18 protein-coding genes are annotated in these 23,200 nt (G+C 60.7%); 15 read left to right on the forward strand and 3 right to left on the reverse strand.

Annotated features, from left to right (window positions below; all coding sequences use genetic code 11):
* The first annotated feature begins 238 nt into the window (after nucleotides 1–238).
* From AC1DYF_RS31025 to AC1DYF_RS31085, 13 genes are all read left to right on the forward strand, one after another.
* Complete coding sequence (locus AC1DYF_RS31025; protein WP_477881498.1) at nucleotides 239–3,202, forward strand: NAD(P)-dependent oxidoreductase; 2,964 nt, start codon at nucleotides 239–241, stop codon at nucleotides 3,200–3,202.
* 215 nt (nucleotides 3,203–3,417) lie between these two features.
* Complete coding sequence (locus AC1DYF_RS31030) at nucleotides 3,418–4,119, forward strand: GntR family transcriptional regulator (RefSeq protein ID WP_477881500.1); 702 nt, start codon at nucleotides 3,418–3,420, stop codon at nucleotides 4,117–4,119.
* A 388-nt stretch (nucleotides 4,120–4,507) separates the two neighbouring features.
* The gene (locus tag AC1DYF_RS31035) at nucleotides 4,508–5,218 is read left to right on the forward strand and encodes a GntR family transcriptional regulator (protein ID WP_477881502.1); all 711 of its coding nucleotides are present in this window, start codon (nucleotides 4,508–4,510) and stop codon (nucleotides 5,216–5,218) included.
* Nucleotides 5,215–6,126, forward strand: a complete 912-nt coding sequence (locus tag AC1DYF_RS31040; protein WP_477881503.1) for a dihydrodipicolinate synthase family protein — start codon at nucleotides 5,215–5,217, stop codon at nucleotides 6,124–6,126. The genes AC1DYF_RS31035 and AC1DYF_RS31040 overlap by 4 nt, the downstream gene beginning before the upstream one ends.
* A complete protein-coding gene (locus tag AC1DYF_RS31045) occupies nucleotides 6,119–7,636 on the forward strand; it encodes an aldehyde dehydrogenase (RefSeq protein WP_477881505.1) in 1,518 nt (505 codons plus the stop codon). Before AC1DYF_RS31040 ends, AC1DYF_RS31045 begins: the two co-directional genes overlap by 8 nt.
* Nucleotides 7,633–8,979, forward strand: coding sequence for an NAD(P)/FAD-dependent oxidoreductase (locus AC1DYF_RS31050; protein ID WP_477881507.1), 1,347 nt, complete (start codon nucleotides 7,633–7,635; stop codon nucleotides 8,977–8,979). Before AC1DYF_RS31045 ends, AC1DYF_RS31050 begins: the two co-directional genes overlap by 4 nt.
* Before the next feature lie 78 nt (nucleotides 8,980–9,057).
* Nucleotides 9,058–9,912 carry a glycine betaine ABC transporter substrate-binding protein gene (locus AC1DYF_RS31055; RefSeq protein ID WP_477881509.1) on the forward strand — a complete coding sequence of 285 codons (855 nt, stop codon included), beginning with the start codon at nucleotides 9,058–9,060 and terminating at the stop codon, nucleotides 9,910–9,912.
* 161 nt (nucleotides 9,913–10,073) lie between these two features.
* Nucleotides 10,074–11,165, forward strand: a complete 1,092-nt coding sequence (locus tag AC1DYF_RS31060; protein WP_477881510.1) for a quaternary amine ABC transporter ATP-binding protein — start codon at nucleotides 10,074–10,076, stop codon at nucleotides 11,163–11,165.
* A gap of 12 nt (nucleotides 11,166–11,177) precedes the next feature.
* Nucleotides 11,178–12,026, forward strand: coding sequence for an ABC transporter permease (locus AC1DYF_RS31065; RefSeq protein ID WP_477881511.1), 849 nt, complete (start codon nucleotides 11,178–11,180; stop codon nucleotides 12,024–12,026).
* Nucleotides 12,023–12,880: an ABC transporter permease gene (locus tag AC1DYF_RS31070; protein WP_477881513.1), complete on the forward strand. Its 858-nt coding sequence runs from the start codon at nucleotides 12,023–12,025 to the stop codon at nucleotides 12,878–12,880. Before AC1DYF_RS31065 ends, AC1DYF_RS31070 begins: the two co-directional genes overlap by 4 nt.
* 15 nt (nucleotides 12,881–12,895) lie before the next feature.
* Nucleotides 12,896–13,894 carry a 4-hydroxyproline epimerase gene (locus tag AC1DYF_RS31075; RefSeq protein WP_477881515.1) on the forward strand — a complete coding sequence of 333 codons (999 nt, stop codon included), beginning with the start codon at nucleotides 12,896–12,898 and terminating at the stop codon, nucleotides 13,892–13,894.
* 10 nt (nucleotides 13,895–13,904) lie between these two features.
* Nucleotides 13,905–14,687: a pyrroline-5-carboxylate reductase family protein gene (locus AC1DYF_RS31080; protein WP_477881517.1), complete on the forward strand. Its 783-nt coding sequence runs from the start codon at nucleotides 13,905–13,907 to the stop codon at nucleotides 14,685–14,687.
* A 16-nt stretch (nucleotides 14,688–14,703) separates the two neighbouring features.
* On the forward strand, nucleotides 14,704–15,702 hold the full coding sequence (locus AC1DYF_RS31085) for a GlxA family transcriptional regulator (protein ID WP_477881519.1): 999 nt from the start codon (nucleotides 14,704–14,706) through the stop codon (nucleotides 15,700–15,702).
* 45 nt (nucleotides 15,703–15,747) lie between these two features.
* Here the strand turns inward: AC1DYF_RS31085 and AC1DYF_RS31090 are convergent, their stop codons facing one another.
* The 3 genes from AC1DYF_RS31090 to AC1DYF_RS31100 all read right to left on the reverse strand — a co-directional run bounded on the left by AC1DYF_RS31090 (nucleotide 15,748) and on the right by AC1DYF_RS31100 (nucleotide 20,529).
* Nucleotides 15,748–17,955, reverse strand: a complete 2,208-nt coding sequence (locus tag AC1DYF_RS31090; RefSeq protein WP_477881521.1) for a sensor domain-containing phosphodiesterase — start codon at nucleotides 17,953–17,955, stop codon at nucleotides 15,748–15,750.
* Nucleotides 17,956–18,045: 90 nt separating this feature from the next.
* Nucleotides 18,046–19,845, reverse strand: a complete 1,800-nt coding sequence (locus AC1DYF_RS31095) for a methyl-accepting chemotaxis protein (RefSeq protein WP_477881522.1) — start codon at nucleotides 19,843–19,845, stop codon at nucleotides 18,046–18,048.
* Between the two features lie 222 nt (nucleotides 19,846–20,067).
* Nucleotides 20,068–20,529: an Lrp/AsnC family transcriptional regulator gene (locus tag AC1DYF_RS31100; protein WP_477881524.1), complete on the reverse strand. Its 462-nt coding sequence runs from the start codon at nucleotides 20,527–20,529 to the stop codon at nucleotides 20,068–20,070.
* A 123-nt stretch (nucleotides 20,530–20,652) separates the two neighbouring features.
* Between AC1DYF_RS31100 and AC1DYF_RS31105 the strand changes: the two genes are divergently transcribed.
* Together AC1DYF_RS31105 and AC1DYF_RS31110 are read left to right on the forward strand one after the other, a co-directional pair.
* Entirely contained in the window at nucleotides 20,653–21,444 is a 792-nt protein-coding gene (locus AC1DYF_RS31105) for a phenylalanine 4-monooxygenase (protein WP_477881525.1), read from the forward strand.
* An 878-nt stretch (nucleotides 21,445–22,322) separates the two neighbouring features.
* A partial coding sequence (locus AC1DYF_RS31110) for a VCBS domain-containing protein (RefSeq protein WP_477881527.1) occupies nucleotides 22,323–23,200 on the forward strand: 878 nt, incomplete at its 3' end.

Here is a 23,200-nt window from a genome sequence, read left to right on the forward strand (position 1 = left end):
GGTTTTGAAACGGCAGCGCACTGGTGAATCCCGACGTTTGATCCACCCAGCGGGGACAAATCACCGCGTCGCATCGCAGGCGGAAAACGGCTCGGTATTTATTGTTCTCCGACGCCGCCATGTCGCAATTATACCCAGCATCGGCGGGAAAATCGCGATGATCGCGAGACAGTGCTATTAAGGTCGATGACCAGGAAGCGTGGCGACTGCCGCAATTTGAATCCTGGGGAGGGCATGCATGATAGCGGACGCTGAATTACAGGCAGCGAGGGCCGAGGCGATCGAGCAGACGAAGGATGGCGCGCCGTCCATCCCTTCCAATCCGTTCTTCGGGGTTGGTCCGATCACCGATGCGACGACCGACGAAGTCCACAGTCGCCTTCGCCGCTATGAATTCGATCGCTGGATCGAAGCGACCTACCGGAAGCTGGATGATGCCGGCAAGGACATCGGCGCGTTCACGACGGCGGAACTGTCGCGCAGCATGCATCGCGGCTATCCCGCCGACAAGATCCTGCTCGACATGATGCGGGCGATCCACCGTTACTTCGAATTTCCCAAATCCAACCGCATCGCCGTCGGCCTGGGCGGCGGCCACAGCGGCTATACCGTCTGCGTCCAGCACCTGTTGAACGCCAACGAAGCCGATCAGAAGGTCTATGTCGATACGCCGCGCCCCGAAAGCAGCGGTGCCGGGGCCTCCGGCTTCTTCCGCCAGTCCTGGGCGACACAGCTCATCGAAATGCACCGCTTCGCGGAAAAGGGCGACGAGAACCGCATCCACTTCGCCGAAAAGGAGGGCGCGATCCCTTCGGCGAAGACGCTGGCCGAGCTTGGCATTTCCATCTTCGTCGGCGTCGGCCATGAAACGACAGGCGCCAACTCCTATACCAACGAGGAGATCAATGAGCTCCTGAAATGGCTGGATGGCGATCCCGAAAACCGACACGCTGTGTTCGACGCCACCTCGATGCTCGGTGCGATGCCTTGGGAACCCGAGGTCGTGCGCGCCGTGATGGCCAAATGCTGCCTCTTTATGCCGTTCCAGAAGGCGATCGGCGGTGTGTCCGGCTATTTCGTCGCCTCCTTCACGCCCGCGGCACTGGCGCTGATCGAACGGAACCAGAGCAATCCATCCTGGGCTATTCCGCGTCAGCTGAAGATCGCACCGCCGCTGGATCCCAAGCAGCCGCTGAGCAGCAAGCGCTCCGTCGATGCCGGCCCGTTCTACGATGCCGAGCAGGACAAGATGCTGGGCGGCGTGATCAACACCTATAGTGCGCTCGCCTTCGCCGAGACGACGTTCGGGCTGCTGCAGACCGGGCGCCGCGTCGGCTCGGTGATCGAGCTCAACAAACGCTCGGCGGCCAACCGCAAGATCGTCGATGAATGGGTGGCAAGTCATCCCCTCTTCGGCCTCGTCGTCGAAGAGCCGGAGCGCCGCGGCGCGGCCGTCACGCTTCTCAGGGTCAATGACGGCGCGATCTCGTCTTCGGAACTGCATCCGCGGATCATTGCCCGCTCGAAGCAAATCCTGGGCTATGAGGGGATCACGCATCCCAACGGCGAGCACGAGACCGGACTGGACGCCGCGCGCTATGTGAATGCGTTTCCGGGAACACCCGGAGACTATCGCGCCTGGATCGGCGGAATCCGCGATCCTCAGGACATCCCGACGCTGCTCGAAAACCTGAATTACGCCTATCTCCGCGCCAAGATCGTCGTCATCGAAGAGGAACTCGCCAGGCGCGGCGTGGCGATCGAAGACGCAGGCAAAAGCGGTGCTTCCGATGCGGTGCGCGAGGGCACGTTCAAGGTGCTGATCGCAGACGCCATCGGTCTCAACTTCGACAAATCGGGGCGTCTCGATCACAGCGAACTCGCCGCCTATATCGGTGAGAAGGGCGGCGCCTTCCACGAGGGCTGCGCCAAGACCGCGAATGCAGCGGAAGACGGCAAGATTCATTTTTTCTATCAGCCGCATCTGAGCACTGCCGCGGAAATCCTCGCGGAGACCGACCAAGGCCAATATGACGCGGTGATCGCTGCAGCGACCTTCATTCCCAAAGAAGCAAAGTTCCGCCTCGGCGGTGTTCGCATCGGCACGGGAACCGGCAATATGGGTTCCGCCTCCTGGGGCGGCCCCAACGGCGAAGGCGGCGAAGCGCCGCTTATGAATACGCCGGGCATCAACAGCCGCGCCACGGCGCAGATGGCGTTCAAGGCGCTGCTCAAGGTCATGCCCGATCTCCCGGTCGGAGAACTGCACGATCGCGTCGTCAACAACGACTTCGATACCGGCAAGAACCTGGCGGAATATCCAACGGAGAAGCTCGAAGGCAAGAAAATCGCTATTCTCGGTTACGGCAATATCGGCCGTGCCCTGGCACGGATCGCAAAGGCCTTCCATATGGATGTGGTGATCTACGCCAGGCCCAACCATCGGGGCAATATCCTCGCCGAAGGCTATGACTATGCGGATAGCCCGGCGAGTGCCGCCAAGGGCGCCGACGTCCTCTCCGTCCATCTGGGCCTCGGAAAGCAAAATCCGGAAACCGGCGCATTCTCGAATGCCGGGCTTGTAAACCGCGAGGTGTTTTCGGCGTTGAACGACCGGTCGGTGCTGCTGAACTATGACCGTGGGGAATTGGTCGACGTGGCGGCTCTTGACGAGGCCCTGGCATCCGGAAAGGTCCGTCACGCGGCGATCGATGCCGACGTCTTCAAGACTGCTGACGGTGTCACCGGACCGATGAAACCCTATCTCTCGCTGCTTCCCAAGCATGCGGAAAAGCTGGAGCTCCTACCTCACGCTGCGGCGGACACGGACCACCCGACCCGCGTGGCGGGCGCCAAGCAGGCTGTCGATCAAATCGTCGACGCGATCCGCAACCGCATGGTGACCAACGGCAAGGGAAATCTCCCGGAAGGCTATCGCTCCAAGGGCGCCAGGACGCCGCTCGGCGTGGGTCAGGTCACCAAGGCGGAACTTGTGCGGCTTGCCGATGACCGTTCGCTTCTGGATGAGTTGAGGAAAGTCGGCGAAACGATCTGCTCGATCGTCGGCGCCTTGGATGCGGTTTCCGACCACGCGCATCGCGCCCGCATCATCGAGCGCTACAGAGCCTTGCTGGCGGAAAGCACTCTGCGGCAGCAGGAATTGCTCAAGGCAGCAGGTCTGACGGCACCTGCGGCAAAGTAACCGCTGCCGAGCGGGTGGGTTTTACCGCTCGAGCGATTTGCCGAGCCGGCTGATCGAAGATCCAATTGTTGGTCCTGAAGCGCTCCCGACAGGCATCTGTCGGGAGAGGTTTTGCGCGCAAAGCCAATCATTTGCCAGGCAGGCAAGATTGACTTGAGCCGGAACCGCGTGCAACGACGCATAGGAGTGTGACGACCGCGACCAGGAGATTTCCCTTGAAGGGTGGCAAAACCGATTTGTACGAGGACCTCAAGCGGCAGATCCTGACGATGGAGTTCGAGCCCGATCAGGACCTGGATGAGGTCAGCCTGAGCGAACAATACGCGCTGTCACGCACGCCGGTGCGCGAAATCTTCCGGCGGCTCGAAGGAGAGGGGTATATCGACATCCGTGCGAACCGCGGCGCGCGGGTGGTTCCGATGAACCATCAGACGCTTCGCCACTTCTTCCTGGTCGCGCCGATGATCTATGCGGCCGTCGGGCGGCTCGCCGTGCAGAGCTTCAAGCCCAAGCAATTCGACGATCTCAAGAGTACGCAGGACCGATTTCGCAAAGCGACGGTGTCCGGCGATACCCTCTCCATGGTACTTGAAAACAATCGCTTTCACGAGATTTTCGGCGAGATGTCGGGCAACGCCTATCTTCAGCCAAGCCTTGGCCGCCTGTTGATCGACCATGCGCGGATCGGCCATACCTTTTTCCACCCGACGAATGACGACATGCGTCAACGGCTTCAACTCGCCGTCGAGCATCACGACGCGTTCATCGCAGCGATTGCCCGACATGATGAAGAGGCCGTCGTGCATCTCGTCTTCGAGCATTGGGATTTGTCGCGCGAGAACATGGAAATGTTCATTGCACCACAGGGCATGAAGGCAGACGCCCTTGTGGAGGGACGGCCTTTGCTCGCGACCTGAACAAGAGCACTGCTTGCCCAGCGTTGCGATTGACAAATCCGTCCGAGGCGGCATTGCCGATCTTCATAAAGTAAGCGGGCCTTGAGGCCTCGGATTTCGTAAAACCAGCGAAATCAACATTTGGTGCGGACAGCGAATTCGCCGCCGCCTGCACTGCCGGCGCCTGCAGCCGTGCAATTCGCCAGATCCACCCTCCAAACGCTCAACGAAGCTGTCCAGCCATGCCTCGATGATTCCAGTCGATTTGACCAGGATTTCGCACGCCTTCAATTTTCTGTACAATGTCAGTATAATAAATGTGTACATATATTATACAATCTTCTTGACTCCCGCTCGGCGTCGTGCAAAGTTCCGGTCATCACATCAGAAGCGAGCGCGGGAGGAGGCGATGAAGGGTGGCAAGAACGCTCTCTACGACGATCTCAAGCGTCAGATTCTGACGATGGAACTCGATCCGGACGAGGACTTGGACGAGGCTGGCCTCAGCGAGCGGTACGGCCTTTCACGCACGCCGGTACGGGAGATCTTTCGCCGTCTCGAAGGTGAAGGCTATGTCGAGATCCGGGCGAACCGCGGCGCACGGGTCGTGCCTATGAACCACCAGACCATGCGGCATTTCTTTCTGGTGGCGCCATTGGTCTATTCCGCGATCGGTCGTCTCGCCGCCCAGAACTTCAAGTCCAAGCAGCTCGTCGATCTCAAGAATACCCAGGAGCGGTTCCGTTCCGCGAGCGTGTCGGGTGATGCCGAAGCGATGGTGCTCGAAAACAACCGTTTCCACGAGATCATCGGCGAGATGTCGGCGAACGCCTATCTGCAGCCGAGCCTCGGCCGCCTGCTGATCGATCATGCTCGCATCGGCCACACGTTCTTCCGCCCGAGGAACGACGATATGCGGCGCCGCCTCCAGCTTGCTGTCGAACATCACGACAGCTTCATCGCAGCGATTGCCGCGCATGACGAAAACACGGTCGTCGATCTGGTTTTCGAGCATTGGGAATTGTCGCGCGAGAACATGGAAGTGTTCATCGCGCCAGAGGGAATGAAGGCGGACGCCCTTGTGGACATCCCCGCCGCATCAATGGAGAAATCGTCTTGAACTTCGAAGGCATCTACACGCCGGCGATCACGCCGCACGGACCGGACGGTCAAATAGACAAGACGGCCTATGCCGCCGTGCTTGAATCCCTCATTGAAGCCAAGGTGCATGGCATCATCGTCGGCGGCTCGACGGGCGAATATTACGCCCAGTCGATGCAGGAGCGGATGGATCTTTCTGCCTATGCCAAGCAGGTGATCGGCAACCGCATGCCGCTGATCATCGGCACCGGTGCAATCCGGACCGAAGATTCTGTGGCCTATGCCCAGTCGGCAAAGGAGATCGGCGCGGACGCGATCCTCGTCACCTCGCCGCCCTATGCGCTGCCGACGGAGAAGGAAAACGCCATCCACGCGCTCACGATCGACCGCGCGGCCAACTTGCCGATCATGCTCTACAACTATCCGGCCCGCATGGGCGTGATGATGGGCGACGAATATTTCTCCCGCGTCGGCAAATCCAGGAATGTCCGTGCGATCAAGGAAAGCTCCGGCGAGATGGCCAATGTCCATCTGCTGGCGCGGAAATTCCCGCATATCGCGCTGTCCTGCGGCTGGGATGACCAGGCGCTGGAATTCTTCGCCTGGGGCGCCAAGAGCTGGGTTTGCGCCGGCTCCAACTTCCTGCCGCGCGAGCATGTCGCTCTCTACGAAGCCTGTGTGCTGGAAAAGAATTTCGACAAGGGCCGCGCCATCATGATGGCGATGCTGCCGCTGATGGATTTCCTCGAATGCGGGAAGTTCGTGCAGTCGATCAAGCACGGCTGCGAGATCATCGGCCTCAAGGCTGGCCCGGTGCGCGCGCCGCTGCGCGGAATGACCTCCGAAGAAAAAAGAACCCTCGAGACTGTCGTCGCCACTTTGAAGCGCACGGTCGCCCAGATCACGTCGGGAGCCAACCATGCATGAACCTTTGACATCAGCCGAATACAAGGCAATCGCCAAAGACCTCCAACTGCCCGCCAATGCCTTTATCGATGGCGCTTTCCGTCCGGCCAAGTCTGGCAAGACCTTTAAGACGACCAATCCGGCGACCGGTGAACTTCTCGCCGAGATCGCGGCTTGCGACGCACAGGATGTCGATTATGCCGTCGAAAAGGCTCGCGACGCCTTCGAAGATGGCCGCTGGCGGCAGCTGACACCGGGCGAGCGCAAAACAGCGCTGCTCAAGTTCGCCAAGCTGCTTGAAGAAAACCGCCACGAACTCGCGGTCATGGAAAGCCTCGACAGCGGCAAGCCGGTCCGCGAATGCCAGACGGTCGACGTTCCCGACACGATCCACACAATCCGCTGGCATGCCGAACTGATCGACAAGCTCTATGACAACACCAATTCAGTCGGCCCCAATGCGCTGGCGATGGTTGTCCGCGAGCCGATCGGCGTGGTCGCTTGCGTCCTGCCGTGGAACTTCCCGCTGCTGATGCTGGCGTGGAAGATCGCGCCGGCGCTTGCCGCAGGATGCTCGGTCATCGTCAAGCCTGCCCAGGAAACCACGTTGACGACACTGCGTGTTGCCGAACTGGCAGTCGAGGCCGGCATTCCCGCAGGCGTGTTCAATGTCGTCACCGGCAGCGGACGCGACGTCGGCGAACCGCTGGGCCTGCATATGGATGTCGACATGGTGGCCTTCACCGGATCGACGCCGACAGGCCGCCGCTTCCTGCATTACTCTGCCGATTCCAACCTCAAGAAGGTCGTGCTGGAATGCGGCGGCAAGAACCCGGCCGTGGTTCTCCAGGATGCCGAAGACCTCGATCTGGTTGCCGAGCAGGTGGTCAATGGCGCGTTCTGGAACATGGGCGAGAATTGCAGCGCGTCGTCGCGCCTGATTGTCCACGCCAGCATCAAGGATGAACTGCTCAAGCGTATCGGCGCCTATATGCGCGAATGGAAGACGGGCGATCCGCTTGATCCGGAAAACCGCATCGGCGCGCTGGTCAGCAAGAGCCACTACGAGAAGGTCAGGTCCTTCCTCGACGATGTCAAAACCGAGAACCTGACGATCGCCCATGGCGGCGAAACGCGTGACGGCATCTTCATCGAGCCGACGGTCGTCGAGGGCGTCACGCCGTCGAGCCGCCTGTTCAAGGAAGAGATTTTCGGGCCGATCCTGTCGGTGACGACGTTCGAGAGCCTCGCCGAGGCGGTCACACTTGCCAATGACACGAATTACGGCCTGACGGCTTCCGTCTATACAGGCAGCTTGAGGAATGCGGTCCGCATCTCGCGCGATATCCGTGCGGGCCTGGTCACCGTCAACTGCTTCGGCGAGGGCGACGCATCGACGCCGTTCGGCGGCTACAAGGAGTCTGGTTTCGGCGGTCGCGACAAGTCGGTCTTCGCCCATGACAATTATTGCGAACTGAAGACGATCTGGATCGACGTCTCCGAGCGCTCCGTGGACGAGACTGTCAGATGAAAGCGGTGTCGGTCAAGCGTCTGCCGGCTGAAAATGGGCGATCGGGCTGGGAGGCGATCAGCAACCGGTCGTTCCCTGTCCGCAGCCTGGAAGGCAACGTGACCGCGGATTGGCTGATCATCGGTGCGGGCTTTGCCGGCCTTTCGGCGGCCCGCCGCCTCCTGCAGCTCCGCCCGGACGACAAGATCGTCATCCTGGAGGCACGGGACGTGGCCGTGAGCACGGCCGGGCGGAATTCCGGCTTCATGATCGACGTGCCGCACAACCTCTCGTCAAGCGAATATGCGAGCGGGGGTGCGGACGCCACGAAACTGGAAATGGCGCAGAACCGCTTCGCTATCGGTTTCGCGGCGGAAGCGGCGGCCGAGTATGGAATGTCGAAAGAGACGTTCGACCGCTCCGGCAAGATCAATGCCGCGGCCTCGGCGCGCGGGCTGAAGCTGAACCAAAGCTTCGGTGCATCGCTGGCGGCCAATGGCGAAGCCCACACCTTCCTCGACCAGGCGCAGATGCGGGAGTTGAGCGGGTCGGATTATTACCTCGGCGGGCTCTATACGCCTGGCGCGGTCCTGATCCAGCCGGCTGACTATATCCGCGACTTCGCGGGCGGACTGTCGGGGAAGGTGGCCCTGTTCGAGCGCTCGCCCGTCACGTCGCTAAAACGTGAGGGCGGAACCTGGACCGCGGTCACGCCGCAGGGCACCGTCGTTGCGCCCAAGGTGATCGTCGGTGTCAACGGCCACATCGAGGATTTCGGTTACTACACAGGCCGGCTGATGCACATCATGGCCTATGCCTCGATGACCGCAGCCTTTCCCGCGGAGGACTTCGGCCGCAAGGTTTCCGGCAAAGACAGATGGGCGCTGCTTCCCGCCGACGCCATGGGCGCGACGGTGAGGAAGATCACCTCCGGCGGCCAATCGCGCATCGCGATCCGCACGCGGTACACCTACGAAACCTCCGTGACCGTCAGCGAGCAGCGCGTCAAGAAGATGGCTGACGAGCATCGCCGATCCCTCGACGTGCGGTTTCCGGGCCTGAAGGACGTGCCGCTCGAATATAGCTGGACGGGCCGACTTTGCCTCAGCCGCAACCATGTGCCGGCCWTTGGCGAGATCGAGGATGGCCTGTACTCGGCCTGCTGCGAGAACGGGCTTGGAACAGTCAAGAGCACTTATGCGGGCGTCATGGCCGCCGAACTCTCGACCGGGACCACATCCCGGCAACTCGAAGAATTCATGGATCACTCGGAACCGTCCAGGCTGCCGCCGGAGCCTTTCGCCTGGCTCGGCATCAATTCGGTGATCCGTTTGCAGGAATTGCGTGCAGGCCGAGAGGGATAGACCCTGGCCACGCAATGTGGAGATCAAGCGATCGCAAGGTCTTCAATAATAATGGGAAAAAAACTAGGAGTGAATTCAATGAAGACTTTGTGGAAAGCGCTCTGCGCGGCCGCAATGGTGGGGATGACCATGGTCTCTCCCGCCCGTGCGGAAGACAAGACGATCACCGTAGGCACGATGTCCTGGGAAGATCTGACCCCGATCACCGGCATCACCAAGAAGGTGCTCGAAGATGCCGGCTACACGGTTAAGGTTGTGCCGTTCTCCGAATGGGGCATCGCATATGCCGCCCTCGGCAAGGGCGACATCCAGATCCTGGCGTCGCAGACCGACTATGTCGCCCAGGACTATTGGGACAAGAGCAAGAAGCGGCTTGAAAAGATCTCGCCCGTTTCGCATGGTCTGTACCAGGCGATTGCCGTGCCGAACTACGTCACCATCGACTCGACAGACCAGCTCAACGACAATGCCGACAAGTTCGGCGGCAAGATCGTCGGCATCGAGCCGGGTTCGGGCCTGATGCGCGACGCTGCCAATGCCGTCAAGGCATATGGTCTGAAGCTCCAGCTTCTGGAAGGCAGCACCGCGGCGATGACCGCTGCACTCAAGTCGGCCATCGACCGCAAGGAATGGATTGCCGTCACGATCTGGGAACCGTCGTGGATGATGCAGAAATATCCTGTCAAGTTCCTCAAAGATCCGAAGGGCATCTTCCCGCCGCCGCAGAGCTATTACTGGATCGGCAAGAAGGGTTTCTCGGAGAAACATCCGCATGCCCGCGAAGTCATCGCCAGCGTCTATGTGCCGCTCGCCGACATCACGGCCATCAACGGTGCCGTCAGCGATGGCAAGTCCATGGATCAGGCCGTCGCAGATTGGATCGGTGCCCACGCCGATCTGATCAAGCGCTGGGAAAACATCAAGGGCGAATGAAGCGAAAGCATCTCCGGCCGAACGGAATCGCCTGAGATGCTCTACCTCTTTGTTTTTATGCACTTTTGCTGGAATTCTCTAGCCGCGGGCCGCCACCCATGGCGGCCCGCATCTATCTTGACGGCAACAGGCCTGCTTAAGACAGGCCAGTGGGGAACGCCATGAACACCGCAATGAATAATGCCAACGAAGTGTTGGTCGATTGTCAGAATGTCTGGAAGATTTTCGGCTCGCGCGCGCCGGCAGCCATCAAGGCGGTCGCCGAGCGGGGCCTTTCCAAGAAGCAGGTGCTCCAGGAATTCAACTGCGTCGTGGGTGTCTCCGACGCGAGCATTCAGGTGCACCGCGGCGAAATCTTCTGCATCATGGGCCTTTCCGGCAGCGGCAAGTCGACGCTGATCCGGCTGCTCAACCGCCTGATCGAGCCGAGCCTCGGCAAGATCACGGTGAAGGGCAGGGAGATCGCCAAGCTCAATGCGGCGCAACTGCGCGACATGCGCGCCCGCAATATCGGCATGGTGTTCCAGAGCGTCGCCCTCCTGCCGCACCGGACCGTGTTGGAAAATGCCGGCTTCGGGCTCGAAGTCCGCGGCGTCGCGAAAGAGGAACGCAACAAGACCGCGCGGGCGGCACTCGAAAAGGTCGGCCTCGCCGACTGGACGGCGCGCTATCCTTCCGAACTCTCGGGTGGCATGCAGCAGCGTGTCGGCCTCGCCCGCGCACTCGCCGCCGATCCGGAAATCATTCTCATGGACGAGCCGTTCAGCGCGCTCGATCCACTGATCCGCCGCCAGCTCCAGGACGAGTTCCGGCAGCTGACGAAATCGCTCGGCAAGTCCGCCGTGTTCATTACCCATGACCTGGAGGAAGCTATCCGCATCGGCGACCGCATCGCCATCATGAAGGACGGTGTGATCGTCCAGGTCGGCACGGCTGAGGAGATCGTCACCAAGCCGGCGGATGAATATGTCTCCGATTTCGTGGCGGGTATCTCCCGTATCCACTTGGTCAAGGCGCATTCGGTGATGCGGCCGGTCGCCGAGTTCAAATCCTCCCAACCGACATGCGATGTCGACACATTGCTCAAGACGTCGCCCGAAGCCGACATCGGCGCATTGATCGATCTGACGATGAAGTCGGACCGTGATGCTGTCGCAGTCGTGGAAGACGGCGTGATCGTCGGCGTTGTTACAACCCGGGGCTTGCTCCGCGGCGTCGCTGGCGCGCCGGCCGCAGAGCTCGTCGCGGCATAGCGGGAGGCGGATATGGATATCTCGGTCATTGCGAATACATTCGACGGCTGGACGGACGATGCGCTCGGCTGGATCACCGACAACTACGACTGGATCTTCGATCCCCTGAGGGCGGCGCTCGATGGAACCTATAACGGCGTTCTCTGGCTGCTCCAGCAGCCGCCTTTCTATGTCGTCGCCGTCATCTTCGCGCTGCTCGGTTGGCGATTGATCAATGTCTGGGCAGGTTTGCTTGCGGCGCTGGCTCTGGTGTTCTGCTCGATCATGGGGCTCTGGGACCAGACCATGAGCACGCTCGCCTTGGTGGTCACCGCGACGATCCTGGCGCTCGTCGTCGGCATTCCGATCGGCATCGTTGCCGGTTTCGTAACATGGTTCGACAGGTTCCTGCAGCCGATCCTCGATCTCATCCAGACCCTGCCGCCCTATATCTATCTTCTTCCGGCGATCGCGCTGCTTGGTACCGGCCCGGCGACCGCGCTCGTCGCCACCTTCATCGTCGCCATGCCCCCGGCGATCCGGCTGACGGCGCTCGGCATTCGCATGACGCCGCATCCGTTCATCGAACTGGGGCAGGCGAGTGGCCTGACATCCTGGCAGATGTTCACCAAGATCAGGCTGCCCTTTGCGATCCCGAGCGTCATGGCCGGCATCAACCAGAGCCTGATGATGGCTTTCGGCATGGTCGTGATCGCCGGCATCGTCGGTTCAGGTGGCCTCGGCGAAACCATCTATGGCGCTATCCGCACGCTCGACATCGCCACCTCCATCAATGCGGCGATCGCCATCGTCATCCTCACAATGGTGCTCGACCGCCTGACCCAAAGTGCGGCGCGGCGCACGGAAGGACGTGCAAAATGACCCTCGGATCCCTCAGCTTCTCGCCGGGCGCATTCCTGGCTCCTGCAGTCGACTGGCTCAACACCAACTTCCATCCTTTCTTCGAAGGGGTGACGAAGGTTGTCGAAGCCGTTCTCGGTGCGATCGAGGCGGTATTACTCTATCTGCCGCCCTATGCAGTGATCGTCATCGCCGTGCTTCTCGCCGGCTTCTTCATCAACATCCGTGTTGCGGTCGTCACAGCGGTCGCGCTGGCATTCTGCTTCCTCGCCGGCTTCTGGCAAGCCTCGATGCAGACGCTTGCGCTCGTCACGGTGGCCGTGACCATTTCCGTGTCGACCGCGTTTCCGCTCGGCATCCTTGCCGCCCGGCGCAAGCGGGTCGAAAACATCATTCGCCCGATCCTCGACATCATGCAGACCGTGCCGCCATGGGTCTATCTCATTCCGGCGGTGATGATCTTCAGCCTCGGCCGCGTCCCGGCCATCATCGCCACCATCGTCTATGGCGTGCCGCCGATGCTGCGACTGACGACGCTTGCCTTCAACCAAGTGCCGAAGGACCTGCTCGAACTTGGCCAGGCGACCGGAGCCTCGCCGCGCGCGATCCTGTTCAAGATCGAAATCCCTTCTGCGACACCGACGCTTCTGGTCGGCCTCAATCAGTGCATTCTGCTCTCGCTTGCCATGGTGGTGCTTGCTGGGCTCGTCGGCGCCGGCGGGCTTGGTGCCGAAGTGACGCGCGGTCTGACCCGCATGGAAATGGGCCTCGGGCTGCGAGCCGGGCTGGCGATCGTCGCCGTCGCCATCCTGCTGGATAGACTGTCCAAGGGTGCGCTGCAGGGCCGTCGGTCCTTGCCGGTGAAGACCACGTAGCGGAAGGACTATCCCATGCGTCGTAGCTTCTTCTGCATCGACTCCCATACCTGCGGCAATCCGGTACGGCTTGTCGCAGGCGGCGGGCCCTTGCTGCCCCATCTGCCGATCGCCGAGCGCCGCGAGATCTTCGTTCGCGACCACGATTGGATCCGGCAGGCGCTGATGTTCGAGCCGCGCGGCCACGACGTCATGTCCGGTGCGATCCTCTATCCCGCTTATCGGGAGGATTGCGACTTCGCGGTGATCTTCATCGAGGTGAGCGGTTGCCTGCCGATGTGCGGGGCCGGAACGATCGGCCTCGTCACAGCCGCGATCGAAGAGGGACTGGTGACACCGCGCGTGCCGGGCAGGCTTTCGATCGAGACGCCTGCGGGGCGCGTCGACATCCAATATGACAGGCCGGGCGAGTTCGTCGAATCCGTCCGTATGTTCAACGTTTCGAGCTACCTGCATGCAGCCGATGTCGCTGTGCATGTGCCCGGGCTGGGAGAGCTTGTGGTCGACATCTCCTATGGCGGCAATTACTATGCGGTCGTCGAGCCGCAGAAGAATTGGTCAGGTCTGGACGGCATGTCGGCGAGCAACGTGGTCGATCTCAGCCGCAGGCTGCGTGACGCGTTGGCTTCGATCTGCGATCCTGTCCAGCCGGAAGATGGCAGAATCTCGGGCGTTCATCACGCGCTCTGGTGTGACAAGCCCACGAGCGGCAATGCCGATGGCCGTGGCGCAGTGTTTTACGGCAACAAGGCGATCGACCGTTCGCCAGGCGGCACGGGAACTTCGGCGCGCATGGCGCAGCTGCATGGCAAGGGGCGGCTGAAGGTCGGCGACACCTTCCGGCAGGAAAGCCTGATCGGAACGGTGTTCGAAGGACGGATCGAGGCCGAGACTGCGATCGGTCCGTTCGCGGGCATCAAGCCGAGCGTGGGCGGTTGGGCGCGGATCATCGGCCACAACACGATCTTCGTCGACGACCGCGATCCGCTGGCGCATGGATTCCAGATCAAATGAGGGCGATGGCATGGCAAAGCTGGGAAGGGTTGGAATTGTCGGAGGTGCGGGCTGGCTGGGTTCGGCGATCGCCAAGGCGCTTGTCAGTTCCGGCAGCGTTGCTCGCCCGGACCTGACATGCTCCTATCGCAGCCGCAAGCCGGATTTCGATTGTGTCTGGACCGCCGACAATCAGGAACTCGTCGATCGGTCGGACATCGTCATCCTGTCCGTTCGGCCGGATGACTGGAAATCGGTGGAAATCGATGCCGGCGACAGGCTGGTCGCCTCCGTGATGGCGGGCGTGACGGTTGACGACATCAAGATGCGGGTTCATTCGGCTCGTGTCGGCCGGGCGCTGCCGAACGCTGCCGCCGAGATCGGCTTTTCCTATACGCCGTTCTTCCTGTCGTCCACGGATCCGGCCGATGCTGCTCGTGTCAGCGCATTGTTCGAGGCCTGCGGCATCGTCGACGCGGTGCCGACCGAGGATCAGATCGACTATTTTACCGGAATGTCCGGTTCCGGGGCTGCCTTTCCCGCGCTTCTCGCGGCGGCGATGATGGACGACGCTATTGGACGCGGTGTCGCGCCGGACGTGGCCTGCAGGGCCGCCCAGCAGGTGATCATCGGGGCAGGGCGGCTGCAGGAGCAGGACCGGATGTCGCCGAGCGAAACGGTCAAGGCGTTTGTTGACTACCGTGGCACCACGGCGGCTGGCATCATCGGGATGCGCCAGCATGGCTTTGATGCTATCGTCAGCGCAGGACTAGAGGCTGCCTATCGAAAAGCTCAGGCTCTTTCGAGAAAATGATATTCAGGAGGTCGCCATGAAATCGAAAGACGAGGGAGCCGCAGGCCGCCTCAAAGTCGGCTTCGTCCTTGCCCGTTCCTTCACCTTGTCGGCCTTTGCCCTGTTCGTCGACACCCTGCGCCTTGCGAGCGACGAGCAGGATCGGTCCGGAAGGGTGCGTGCCGACTGGCAGGTCCTCGGCAGTACCCGGCATCTCATCGCCTCCAGCTGCGGCGTCCAGGTCGCCCCGACATCCGACTTCGGCGATCCGGCCAGTTACGACTATATCGTCGTGGTCGGCGGACTGCTCAAATGCGAAAACCCGATCGACACCGAGACGAAGAATTTCCTCAAAAAGGCGGCCGCGGCGAAAGTGCCGCTGCTTGGCGTCTGCACCGGAACCTTCGTGCTTGCCGAGGCCGGACTGATGAAAGGCCACGAGGTCTGCGTCAGCTGGCTGCATTTCCAGGAGTTCCGCGAGCGCTTCCCGGAGCTGAAGGTCCGTTCGGACCGGCTGTTCAATCTGGATCCCCAGCGCGGATCATGCGCCGGCGGCAGCAGCGCCGCCGACCTGGCTGCCTATATCGTTCGCCACCACATCAGCAAGGAGGCGGAACGGAACGCGCTGGAAGTGCTGCAGATCGACAAGGCGCGCTCGCATCTCGACGTCCAGCCGCGCAAACCCTTGTCGCTCGATTTCAAGGACCCGCGCCTGAAGGCTGCCCTGATCATCATGGAGCAGCACACCGAAGATGTCATATCGGTGCAGCAGCTTGCCGACGCCGTCGGCGTGTCGAGACGGCAGCTCGAACGGCTGTTCTCATCCAAGACGAATACCTCGCCTGCCGCGATCTACAAGATGGTCCGGCTGGAACGGGCGAAAACGCTCGTGACCCATACGAAGGCGCCGCTGATCGAAATTGCCGTCGAAGTCGGATTCGAGAGCGCCAGCCACTTCGCCCGGGTGTTCCGCAAGACCTATGGCCAAAGCCCGACACGGCTGCGGGCGGAACTGGCGAACGCGGCGTCTTTGTAGCCGTTTATCCAAGCCAGGCACGCGGACGGCGTATCAAGGCCTGGCTCAGGCGGGGACTGAATCTCGTTCGTCCGCGGCCTGCCATGATTTGCGCCCCGTCAAAAAATCCTGGACCTTGTCCCGTGGCATCGGCCTGCTGAAGAAGTAACCCTGCAAAGTGGTGCAGCCCTGCTCGAGCAGGCAATGTGCCTGACGAAAATGCTCCACGCCTTCAGCCGTGACCTTCAGATCGAGCTTGCGGGCGAGGCCGAGCACCAGTTCCACGATCGCCAGGCTGGACGCATCCTGGAGCATCGTGTCGATGAAGCTCTTGTCGATCTTGATGATGTCGACAGGCAGACTGCGCAGATGGGTGAGCGACGCGAAGCCGGTGCCGAAATCATCCAGCGCCACCTGAACGCCGCGCTTGCGCAAACGCTGCAGCGTGCTGGCGACCGTCTCTTCGACGCCCTGTATGAACACGGTTTCGGTCACCTCGATGATCAGCCTGTCGAGCGGGATGCCCTTCGCGCCGAACGCGGCAGTGATGCGGCTCTCCAGATCGCCGCGCACGAAATCCGCCGCACTGACATTGAGACTGATGCGCACGCCCGAAAGGCCCTGATCCGTCCAGGCTCTGAGGTCTGATGCGATGTGCGTGACCATGAGGGAGGTCACCCGATGGCTCAGATGCGGATCCTCCAGGGCTTCATGGAACTCTCCCGCAGAAACCACGGAGCCGTCCTCGCGCCGCATGCGAACCAAGGCCTCGAAGCCGCACACTTGCCCATTCGCGCTATCAACGATCGGCTGATAGTAAGGGAACAGGCGATCTTGCGTCAGCGCCCGCTCGACTTCCCTGATCTTTTCGATCCGAGTGGAAATCCGCGTGCGCAGTCTGGGCTCGAATTCGACATAGCTGCCGGGCCGCGTCTCCTTGGCGTGATAGAGCGCGAAGTCTGCATTCTGCGCCAGTGCCGCGGCATCCATGCCGGCCTCGAACAGGGCACCTCCGGCTGTGACCTTCGGCATGATGGTGGAGCCATCGACATGAAGCGGCTGCGCGACAAACTCGATCAGGCTGCGCGCCAGCCCCGCCATCCGCCGTGAACTGGCATTGCCTTCGATCAAGACCGCAAATTCGTCGCCACCCAGGCGGAAAGCCTTGCCGCGCTGACCGATCCGGTCGGACAGCCTTGCCGCAATTTCCTTGAGCAGGGTATCGCCGAGCGCATGACCGAGCGTGTCGTTGATCTGCTTGAGGTGATCGACATCGATGAGCAGCAGCCCCACTGTCGAGGCGGGTTCCTGGGTCGCAATGCGGAGCTCGGAAATATAGGCCGCGCGGTTTCCAAGTCCTGTCAGGCTGTCGGTATTGGCGGCCTTGAGGAGCTGGCGCTCATGACGCACGCGCTCCGACACGTCCTGGACGATACCGAAGAGCCGCCGCGGTTGACCGTCGACCCTCTCTATATCGCTGACGATGTGGACCCACCGGTCTTCGCCCTCCGGGGTGATGATCCGGTATTCCTGGTCGATGCCCACGTCGGCGCCGGTGAGCACGTTTTGGATTCTGGCCCGCATGCTTTCGCGCGATTCAGGCGCATAGCAACCGATCACGACGTCTGCTGTCAATGGCTGGCCAACCGGCAGTCCCACGGTCCGGTAGATCTGATCCGACCAGACGAGGGCGCCGGTTTGCACATCCATTTCGAAACCGCCAACCTTGGCAGATCGCTCGGTCTGTTCGAAACGTGCCTGTTTGAGTTCAAGCTCGCGGCGCTGCTCACGCAACAGCGTTGTCTGTCTCTGCTCTCGGATCAAGCCGACAGCGACGGTTGCCAGCTGTTCCAGCTTCGCGCGCTCCGGGTCGCCAAACCGCCGCGGCTTCGTGTCCACCACGCAAAGAGTGCCATAGCATATGCCGCCTTCGGTCAGCGGCACGCCGGCGTAGAACTTCAACCCGGCAGGTCCCGACACATAGGCGTTCTCGGCAAATCTCGGATCGAGCCTTGCATCTCGAACGATCAGGGCGGATGTCGTTTCCACGACGTGGCGGCAGAAGGAATCACTGCGAGGCGCCTCATCAGAGGCGACGCCCGCCTTGGCCTTGAACCAGATACGATCACTGTCGACCAGGGATACGAGCGCGATCGGACAATCGAAAATAGAGCGAGCGAGCTCGACGATCGAGTCGAACTCCACCGATGCCGGCGTGTCCAGAATGCTTGTTTCGTGCAGCGCCCTTATTCTGACGGATTCATCAATCGGCATTGATCTTTGTCGTGTTGGCTCTCGGCGGAGTAGCTGGCCTCATCCATCATGGATCAAGTGACCGGATCGACCATCGTCCGGCGGCGTGGATCAGAACTCTTCCCAGGTGTCAGCCGGCGCCGTCGCGGCATTTCCGACTGCGCGGCGGACAGGCTGAGAACGATGCGCAGCGGCGGGCGCCTTGGCGGGCATCAGGCTCTGCCTGACTTGCGCCGGCTGCCTTTGCCGGCCGGTCTCGACACCGCCGCCGAACTTGAATTGGCCGAGCAATTCGAACAGCGCATGGGCTTCTCCGGCAAGCCCGTGGCTGGCCGCGGTGGTTTCTTCGACCATCGCGGCGTTCTGCTGCGTGCCCTGGTCGATGGTGTTCACGGCGTTGTTGATGTCTTTCAGGCCGGTCGACTGCTCGCGGGAGGCTTCGACAATCGCGGTCACGTTGATGTTGATCTCCTGCACCTGCTTGACGATCGTTTCGAGCGCCGTCCCGGTTTCGGCAACCAATGTGACGCCGTGGCGCACATGATCGCCGGACGCATTGATCAGGGACTTGATCTCCTTGGCGGCCTTGGCGGATCGCTGGGCCAGTTCGCGGACTTCCTGCGCCACCACGGCGAAGCCCTTGCCGGCCTCGCCCGCACGCGCTGCCTCGACACCGGCATTGAGCGCCAGCAGGTTGGTCTGGAAGGCGATCTCGTCGATCACGCCGATGATGTTGGAAATCTCCTTCGACGATTTCTCGATGCGATCCATTGCCTGAATCGCATCCTGCACGACGACGCCGGAATGCTCGGCATCTCCCTTGGTGCGATGCACGAGCAAGCCGGCCTCTTCGGCCCGCTTGCTGGCATCGGCGACCGTCGTGGTGATTTCCTCGAGTGCCGCCGCGGTTTCCTCGACGGAAGCGGCCTGTTTTTCGGTTCGGCCGGCCAGTTCGTCGGAAGCGGCCTGGATTTGCTTCGAGCCGGCGCTGATGCCTTCGGCGTTGCGGGCAACGGTCAGCATTGCCGCGGCGAGCTTGCCGGCGGCCTGGTTGAAATCGGTCCGCAGGCGTTCCAGGACCGGAATGAATGGCTTGTCGATGTGCTGCGCAAGCTCGCCTTCGGCGAGTTTGTTGAGGGCGCCTGCGAGCTGCGCGACATTCTCGACCCGGTGCGTCACATCCGTGGCGAATTTGACCACCTTGATCACCTTGCCGTCGGGATCGATGGTCGGGTTATAGGATGCCTGAATATGCACCTGCCGGCCGCCCTTGCCGATGCGCAGGAATTCATCGGCGATGAACTCTCCGGCGGCGAGCTTTTGCCAGAAGATCTTATAGTCGCTGCTCGCGGCGAAAGCCGGGTCGCAAAACATCGAGTGATGTTTGCCGACGATCTCCTCGAGCCGATAGCCCAGCGCCTTGCAGAAGTTGTCGTTGGCGGTGATGATATTTCCGGTCGGGGTGAATTCGATGACCGCCTGCGCGCGCGACAGTGCATTCAGCTTGGCCGCGTCTTCGACCGCCTTCAGCTTGCTGGCGGTGATATCAGTGGCGATCTTGACGACCTTATAGGGCTTGCCGCGCCGGAAGACCGGATTGTAGGACGCCTCGATCCAGATCTCGCGCCCGCCTTTGCCGATGCGCTTATATTGCCGCCGATCGAACTTTCCCTCGCCGAGATGTTTCCAGAATTCCTTGTAACCGGCGGAGGCAGCTTCTGCCGGATCGACAAAAATGCTGTGATGCTTGCCGACGATCTCTTGCAGGCCGTATCCGAGCGCCTTGCAGAAATTCTCGTTGGCCGTGAGAATCTTGCCGTCAAGATCGAATTCGATCATCGCCGCGGATTTGGACAGCGCTTCGAGCACGGTGGATGCATCTGAACCGAGACCGCGAAAGAGAAGGGACATGCACGCTCCTGAAGTCGGAATAACGGTCGGCCTGACACACATGCCGATGAATATCGTAACTATATGATTAACTGCTTAATAAGGATTTAAAGTTCTTCCATGAAATAGGCGTCGAATCCAACGACTTGTCAGAGAGCCACCGGCGCGGCGGACACCGCAAGAATGGATCGGAAAACTGCATGGCGGCCGGCTTGCCCATGCGGAAACGGTTTCCGCCAGCTTTCAGATCGGCAATTCGGTAGAGAATTTCAGCTCGCGCAGCACGAAGCTCGACACCACCGTGCGCACATGCGGGTTGCGCATGATGTAGCGGGTCATGAACGCCTCGTAGCTTTCCACGTCTCTCGTGCGGATCTTGAGCATGTAGTCGAAGGTGCCGGACAAGGCGTAGCACTCCATGATCTCGGGCCGCTCGCGCACCACCGTGGCAAGAGACGCCACCGCTTCTTCGTGGTGATCCTCCAGCGTGACATGGGCGATGACGCAGAGTTTGAGATCGAGTTTTGCGGGATCGAGCAGCGTCACACGCTTGCGGATGACGCCATCCGCCTCCAGATCCTGGAGCTTCCGCCAGGCGGAACTCTGCGATACGCCGGCCTTTTCCGACAATTCTGCCAGCGACAGGCCGCTATCGGCCTGGACCAGTTGGAGCAGCTTGCGCTGAAAATTCCCAGTTTCTTTCATTTTCGGCACCGTTTGCGAGAATGTTTGCCATCATGTCATCGATTACCAGCATAAGAGAAAAGAATATCCTGTAAATCTGGATCATAATTGCAGGCTGAAGATAGTGCTCAGGAGGATCGGCCGATGCCCAAGGAAAGCAGCTACACAGCCAAATTGCCCGGTCCGGATGGCCTATACGACTATACCGCTGAAGAGGATGCGATCTGGGGCGAACTCTACGAGCGCCAGATGACGCTGCTGGCCGGCATGGCCTGCCGCGAATATCTCGATGGCGTCAAAACCCTGGGGCTGAGGCCGGACAAGGTTCCCCAGCTTCTGGATGTCAACCGGCGTCTCAACGAGACCACCGGCTTCGGCGTCGAGGGTGTCCCGGCGCTGATTCCGCCGTCGCGCTTCTACGAACTGTTGTCGCAAGGCAAATTCCCGCTCGCTACCTTCCTGCGCCGGCGCGAACATATCGATTATATCGAGGAGCCGGACCTGTTCCACGAGGTGTTCGGCCATTGCCCGCTGCTGACCAACCAAAGCTATGCCAATTTCGTCCGGCATTTCGGCGAAACAGCCGTCCGCCTCGGCAAAGGCTATTCCTGGCATCTGTTCCGCATTTTCTGGTTCACCGTGGAATTCGGCCTGATCAACACGCCTGAGGGCCGCCGCTGCTATGGCGCCGGCATCGTGTCGTCGCCCAGCGAAGCGAAAGCGGCCATGGTGGAAAAGGCATGCGAATTCCGGCCGTTCGATCTGCTGGCTATTCTGAGGACGCCCTACCGGATCGATATCGTCCAGCCGATCTACTATGTCATCGACAGCTTTGCCGAGCTCGAAGCCGTCATCGAGCAGGATATCGGCAGCCTGATCCTGAAGGCGAAGGCGCTGGGCGATTTTGCGCCGGCTTTCGACGCAAAGGCGTCGTGACGCTTGGCGGGGAGGGTATCCCCGTGGAGTGGGCGGTTGCGCGGCTGCGATGAAACCGCGCCGGCGTCGTCGTATCCGGTTTCGTCTCGCTTGGACATGCGGGTGTCCCGAAGCGATGCTGGTCCGGAGTGAGCGAAATAGTCGATTTTCCTGAGAGACCGACATGGAATCGGGAGCGCAGCCGGGAGTGGCGCCGCGTCGCTCCCGACGAATTTGTTCAGAGCAATCATCTGTCTGGTCGTCTTTATCTGTTTCATCGGCTTCCTTTTCTAATCATCCCCATGAAATTGATGCACACATGCTTTGCCTTAAGCATCTGACGGCGTGAAGAAATATTGCTTCAGCAAGGATTTCTTCTGGCGGTGACCGGAGACATCTATGCCAAGCCCCCGCCAGTTGCTTCCTGCCGGAACGACCTCTCCGCCTCTTGCAGAAACATCTGTGGCTCGCTCAAAACCTCTCCGCTAACTGCCCGTCAATTCTCGCTAATCCGTTATTAATCGGGAAAAACACAGCATGCTGTAATATTTTGGTACGGCGTTCTCGATATTTTTTGCTCATTATCAATTTTATTCGTTGATTCAAAGAATAAGTGGAGAAATTTGACAGTTTAGTTGGATAGAGTTAGTAAATTGAGTCTTAAGTCCATTCATGAGGGCCGTCCGTGCGTCGAAGATCCTTAGTCGATCTCGCAATTCTATGCGGAGAAGCAATCAGAAACATGCCTTCACGCTCGATCAGAGCGACTTGAGCCCGATCAACCATCCGGAGGAGCGGCACTTCATGTGCCGGGGGTGGGATATGCAACGGGACCGACAATAACGTCAGAGACGAACGCTTATGTCGTTCGCCAGAGGATTAACGGGAGGAAATTGGCAATGGCGACGAAGATAACCGGCACGAGCACGCAGGAACTCACCGAAACCGATGCCGCACAGAGCACCGGCGGCAAGCTCAGCAGTTCGGTCAACTTCGTTGCGCAGACCAATGTCAATGGCAGCAATGCTTACGGCAAGTTCACCATCCTGGCCGATGGCACCTGGACCTACGCCATGACGGGTGCGCATAACGAGTTCCAGGGTGGCAAGGATTACACCGACAGCATCACGGTGAAGACTGCCGACGGCACCACCAAGGTGCTGGCCGTCACCATCCACGGCACCAATGATGCAGCTGTGATCACCGGCACGAGCACGCAGCAACTCACCGAGACCGACGCCGCCCAGACCACAGGTGGCAAGCTCAATGCCACGGATGTCGACAGTTCTGCCGCCTTCGTCGCGCAGACCAATGTCAATGGCAACAATGGCTATGGCAAGTTCACCATCCAGGCCGACGGCACCTGGACCTATGCCATGACGGGCGCCCACAATGAGTTCCAGGGCGGCCATGACTATACCGACAGCATCACGGTGAAGACCGCCGACGGCACCACCAAGGTGCTGACGGTCACCATCCACGGCACCAACGATGCGGCGGTGATCGGCGGCACCAGCACCAAGGAACTGACCGAGACCGACGCCGCCCAGACCACTGGCGGCAAACTCAGCGCCACCGATGCCGACAGTTCCGCCGCCTTCGTCACGCAGACCAATGTCAATGGCAACAATGGCTATGGCAAGTTCACCATTGCCGCCGACGGCACCTGGACCTATGCCATGACGGGTGCGCACAATGAGTTCCAGGGCGGCAAGGATTACACCGACAGCATCACCGTGGCCACGGCCGACGGCACCACCAAGGTGCTGACGGTCAC

Source organism: Rhizobium sp. P2_G9 (assembly GCF_056403475.1).

What these genes read in the sequence shown, in the direction of transcription:
- AC1DYF_RS31090 (WP_477881521.1), bottom strand. Translation starts at nt 17,955, where the DNA reads ATGCCGATTGATGAATCCGTCAGAATAAGGGCGCTGCACGAAACAAGC.
- AC1DYF_RS31105 (WP_477881525.1), top strand. Translation starts at nt 20,653, where the DNA reads ATGCCCAAGGAAAGCAGCTACACAGCCAAATTGCCCGGTCCGGATGGC.
- AC1DYF_RS31065 (WP_477881511.1), top strand. Translation starts at nt 11,178, where the DNA reads ATGGATATCTCGGTCATTGCGAATACATTCGACGGCTGGACGGACGAT.
- AC1DYF_RS31045 (WP_477881505.1), top strand. Translation starts at nt 6,119, where the DNA reads ATGCATGAACCTTTGACATCAGCCGAATACAAGGCAATCGCCAAAGAC.
- AC1DYF_RS31070 (WP_477881513.1), top strand. Translation starts at nt 12,023, where the DNA reads ATGACCCTCGGATCCCTCAGCTTCTCGCCGGGCGCATTCCTGGCTCCT.
- AC1DYF_RS31075 (WP_477881515.1), top strand. Translation starts at nt 12,896, where the DNA reads ATGCGTCGTAGCTTCTTCTGCATCGACTCCCATACCTGCGGCAATCCG.
- AC1DYF_RS31060 (WP_477881510.1), top strand. Translation starts at nt 10,074, where the DNA reads ATGAACACCGCAATGAATAATGCCAACGAAGTGTTGGTCGATTGTCAG.
- AC1DYF_RS31100 (WP_477881524.1), bottom strand. Translation starts at nt 20,529, where the DNA reads ATGAAAGAAACTGGGAATTTTCAGCGCAAGCTGCTCCAACTGGTCCAG.
- AC1DYF_RS31025 (WP_477881498.1), top strand. Translation starts at nt 239, where the DNA reads ATGATAGCGGACGCTGAATTACAGGCAGCGAGGGCCGAGGCGATCGAG.
- AC1DYF_RS31085 (WP_477881519.1), top strand. Translation starts at nt 14,704, where the DNA reads ATGAAATCGAAAGACGAGGGAGCCGCAGGCCGCCTCAAAGTCGGCTTC.
- AC1DYF_RS31035 (WP_477881502.1), top strand. Translation starts at nt 4,508, where the DNA reads ATGAAGGGTGGCAAGAACGCTCTCTACGACGATCTCAAGCGTCAGATT.
- AC1DYF_RS31095 (WP_477881522.1), bottom strand. Translation starts at nt 19,845, where the DNA reads ATGTCCCTTCTCTTTCGCGGTCTCGGTTCAGATGCATCCACCGTGCTC.
- AC1DYF_RS31080 (WP_477881517.1), top strand. Translation starts at nt 13,905, where the DNA reads ATGGCAAAGCTGGGAAGGGTTGGAATTGTCGGAGGTGCGGGCTGGCTG.
- AC1DYF_RS31055 (WP_477881509.1), top strand. Translation starts at nt 9,058, where the DNA reads ATGAAGACTTTGTGGAAAGCGCTCTGCGCGGCCGCAATGGTGGGGATG.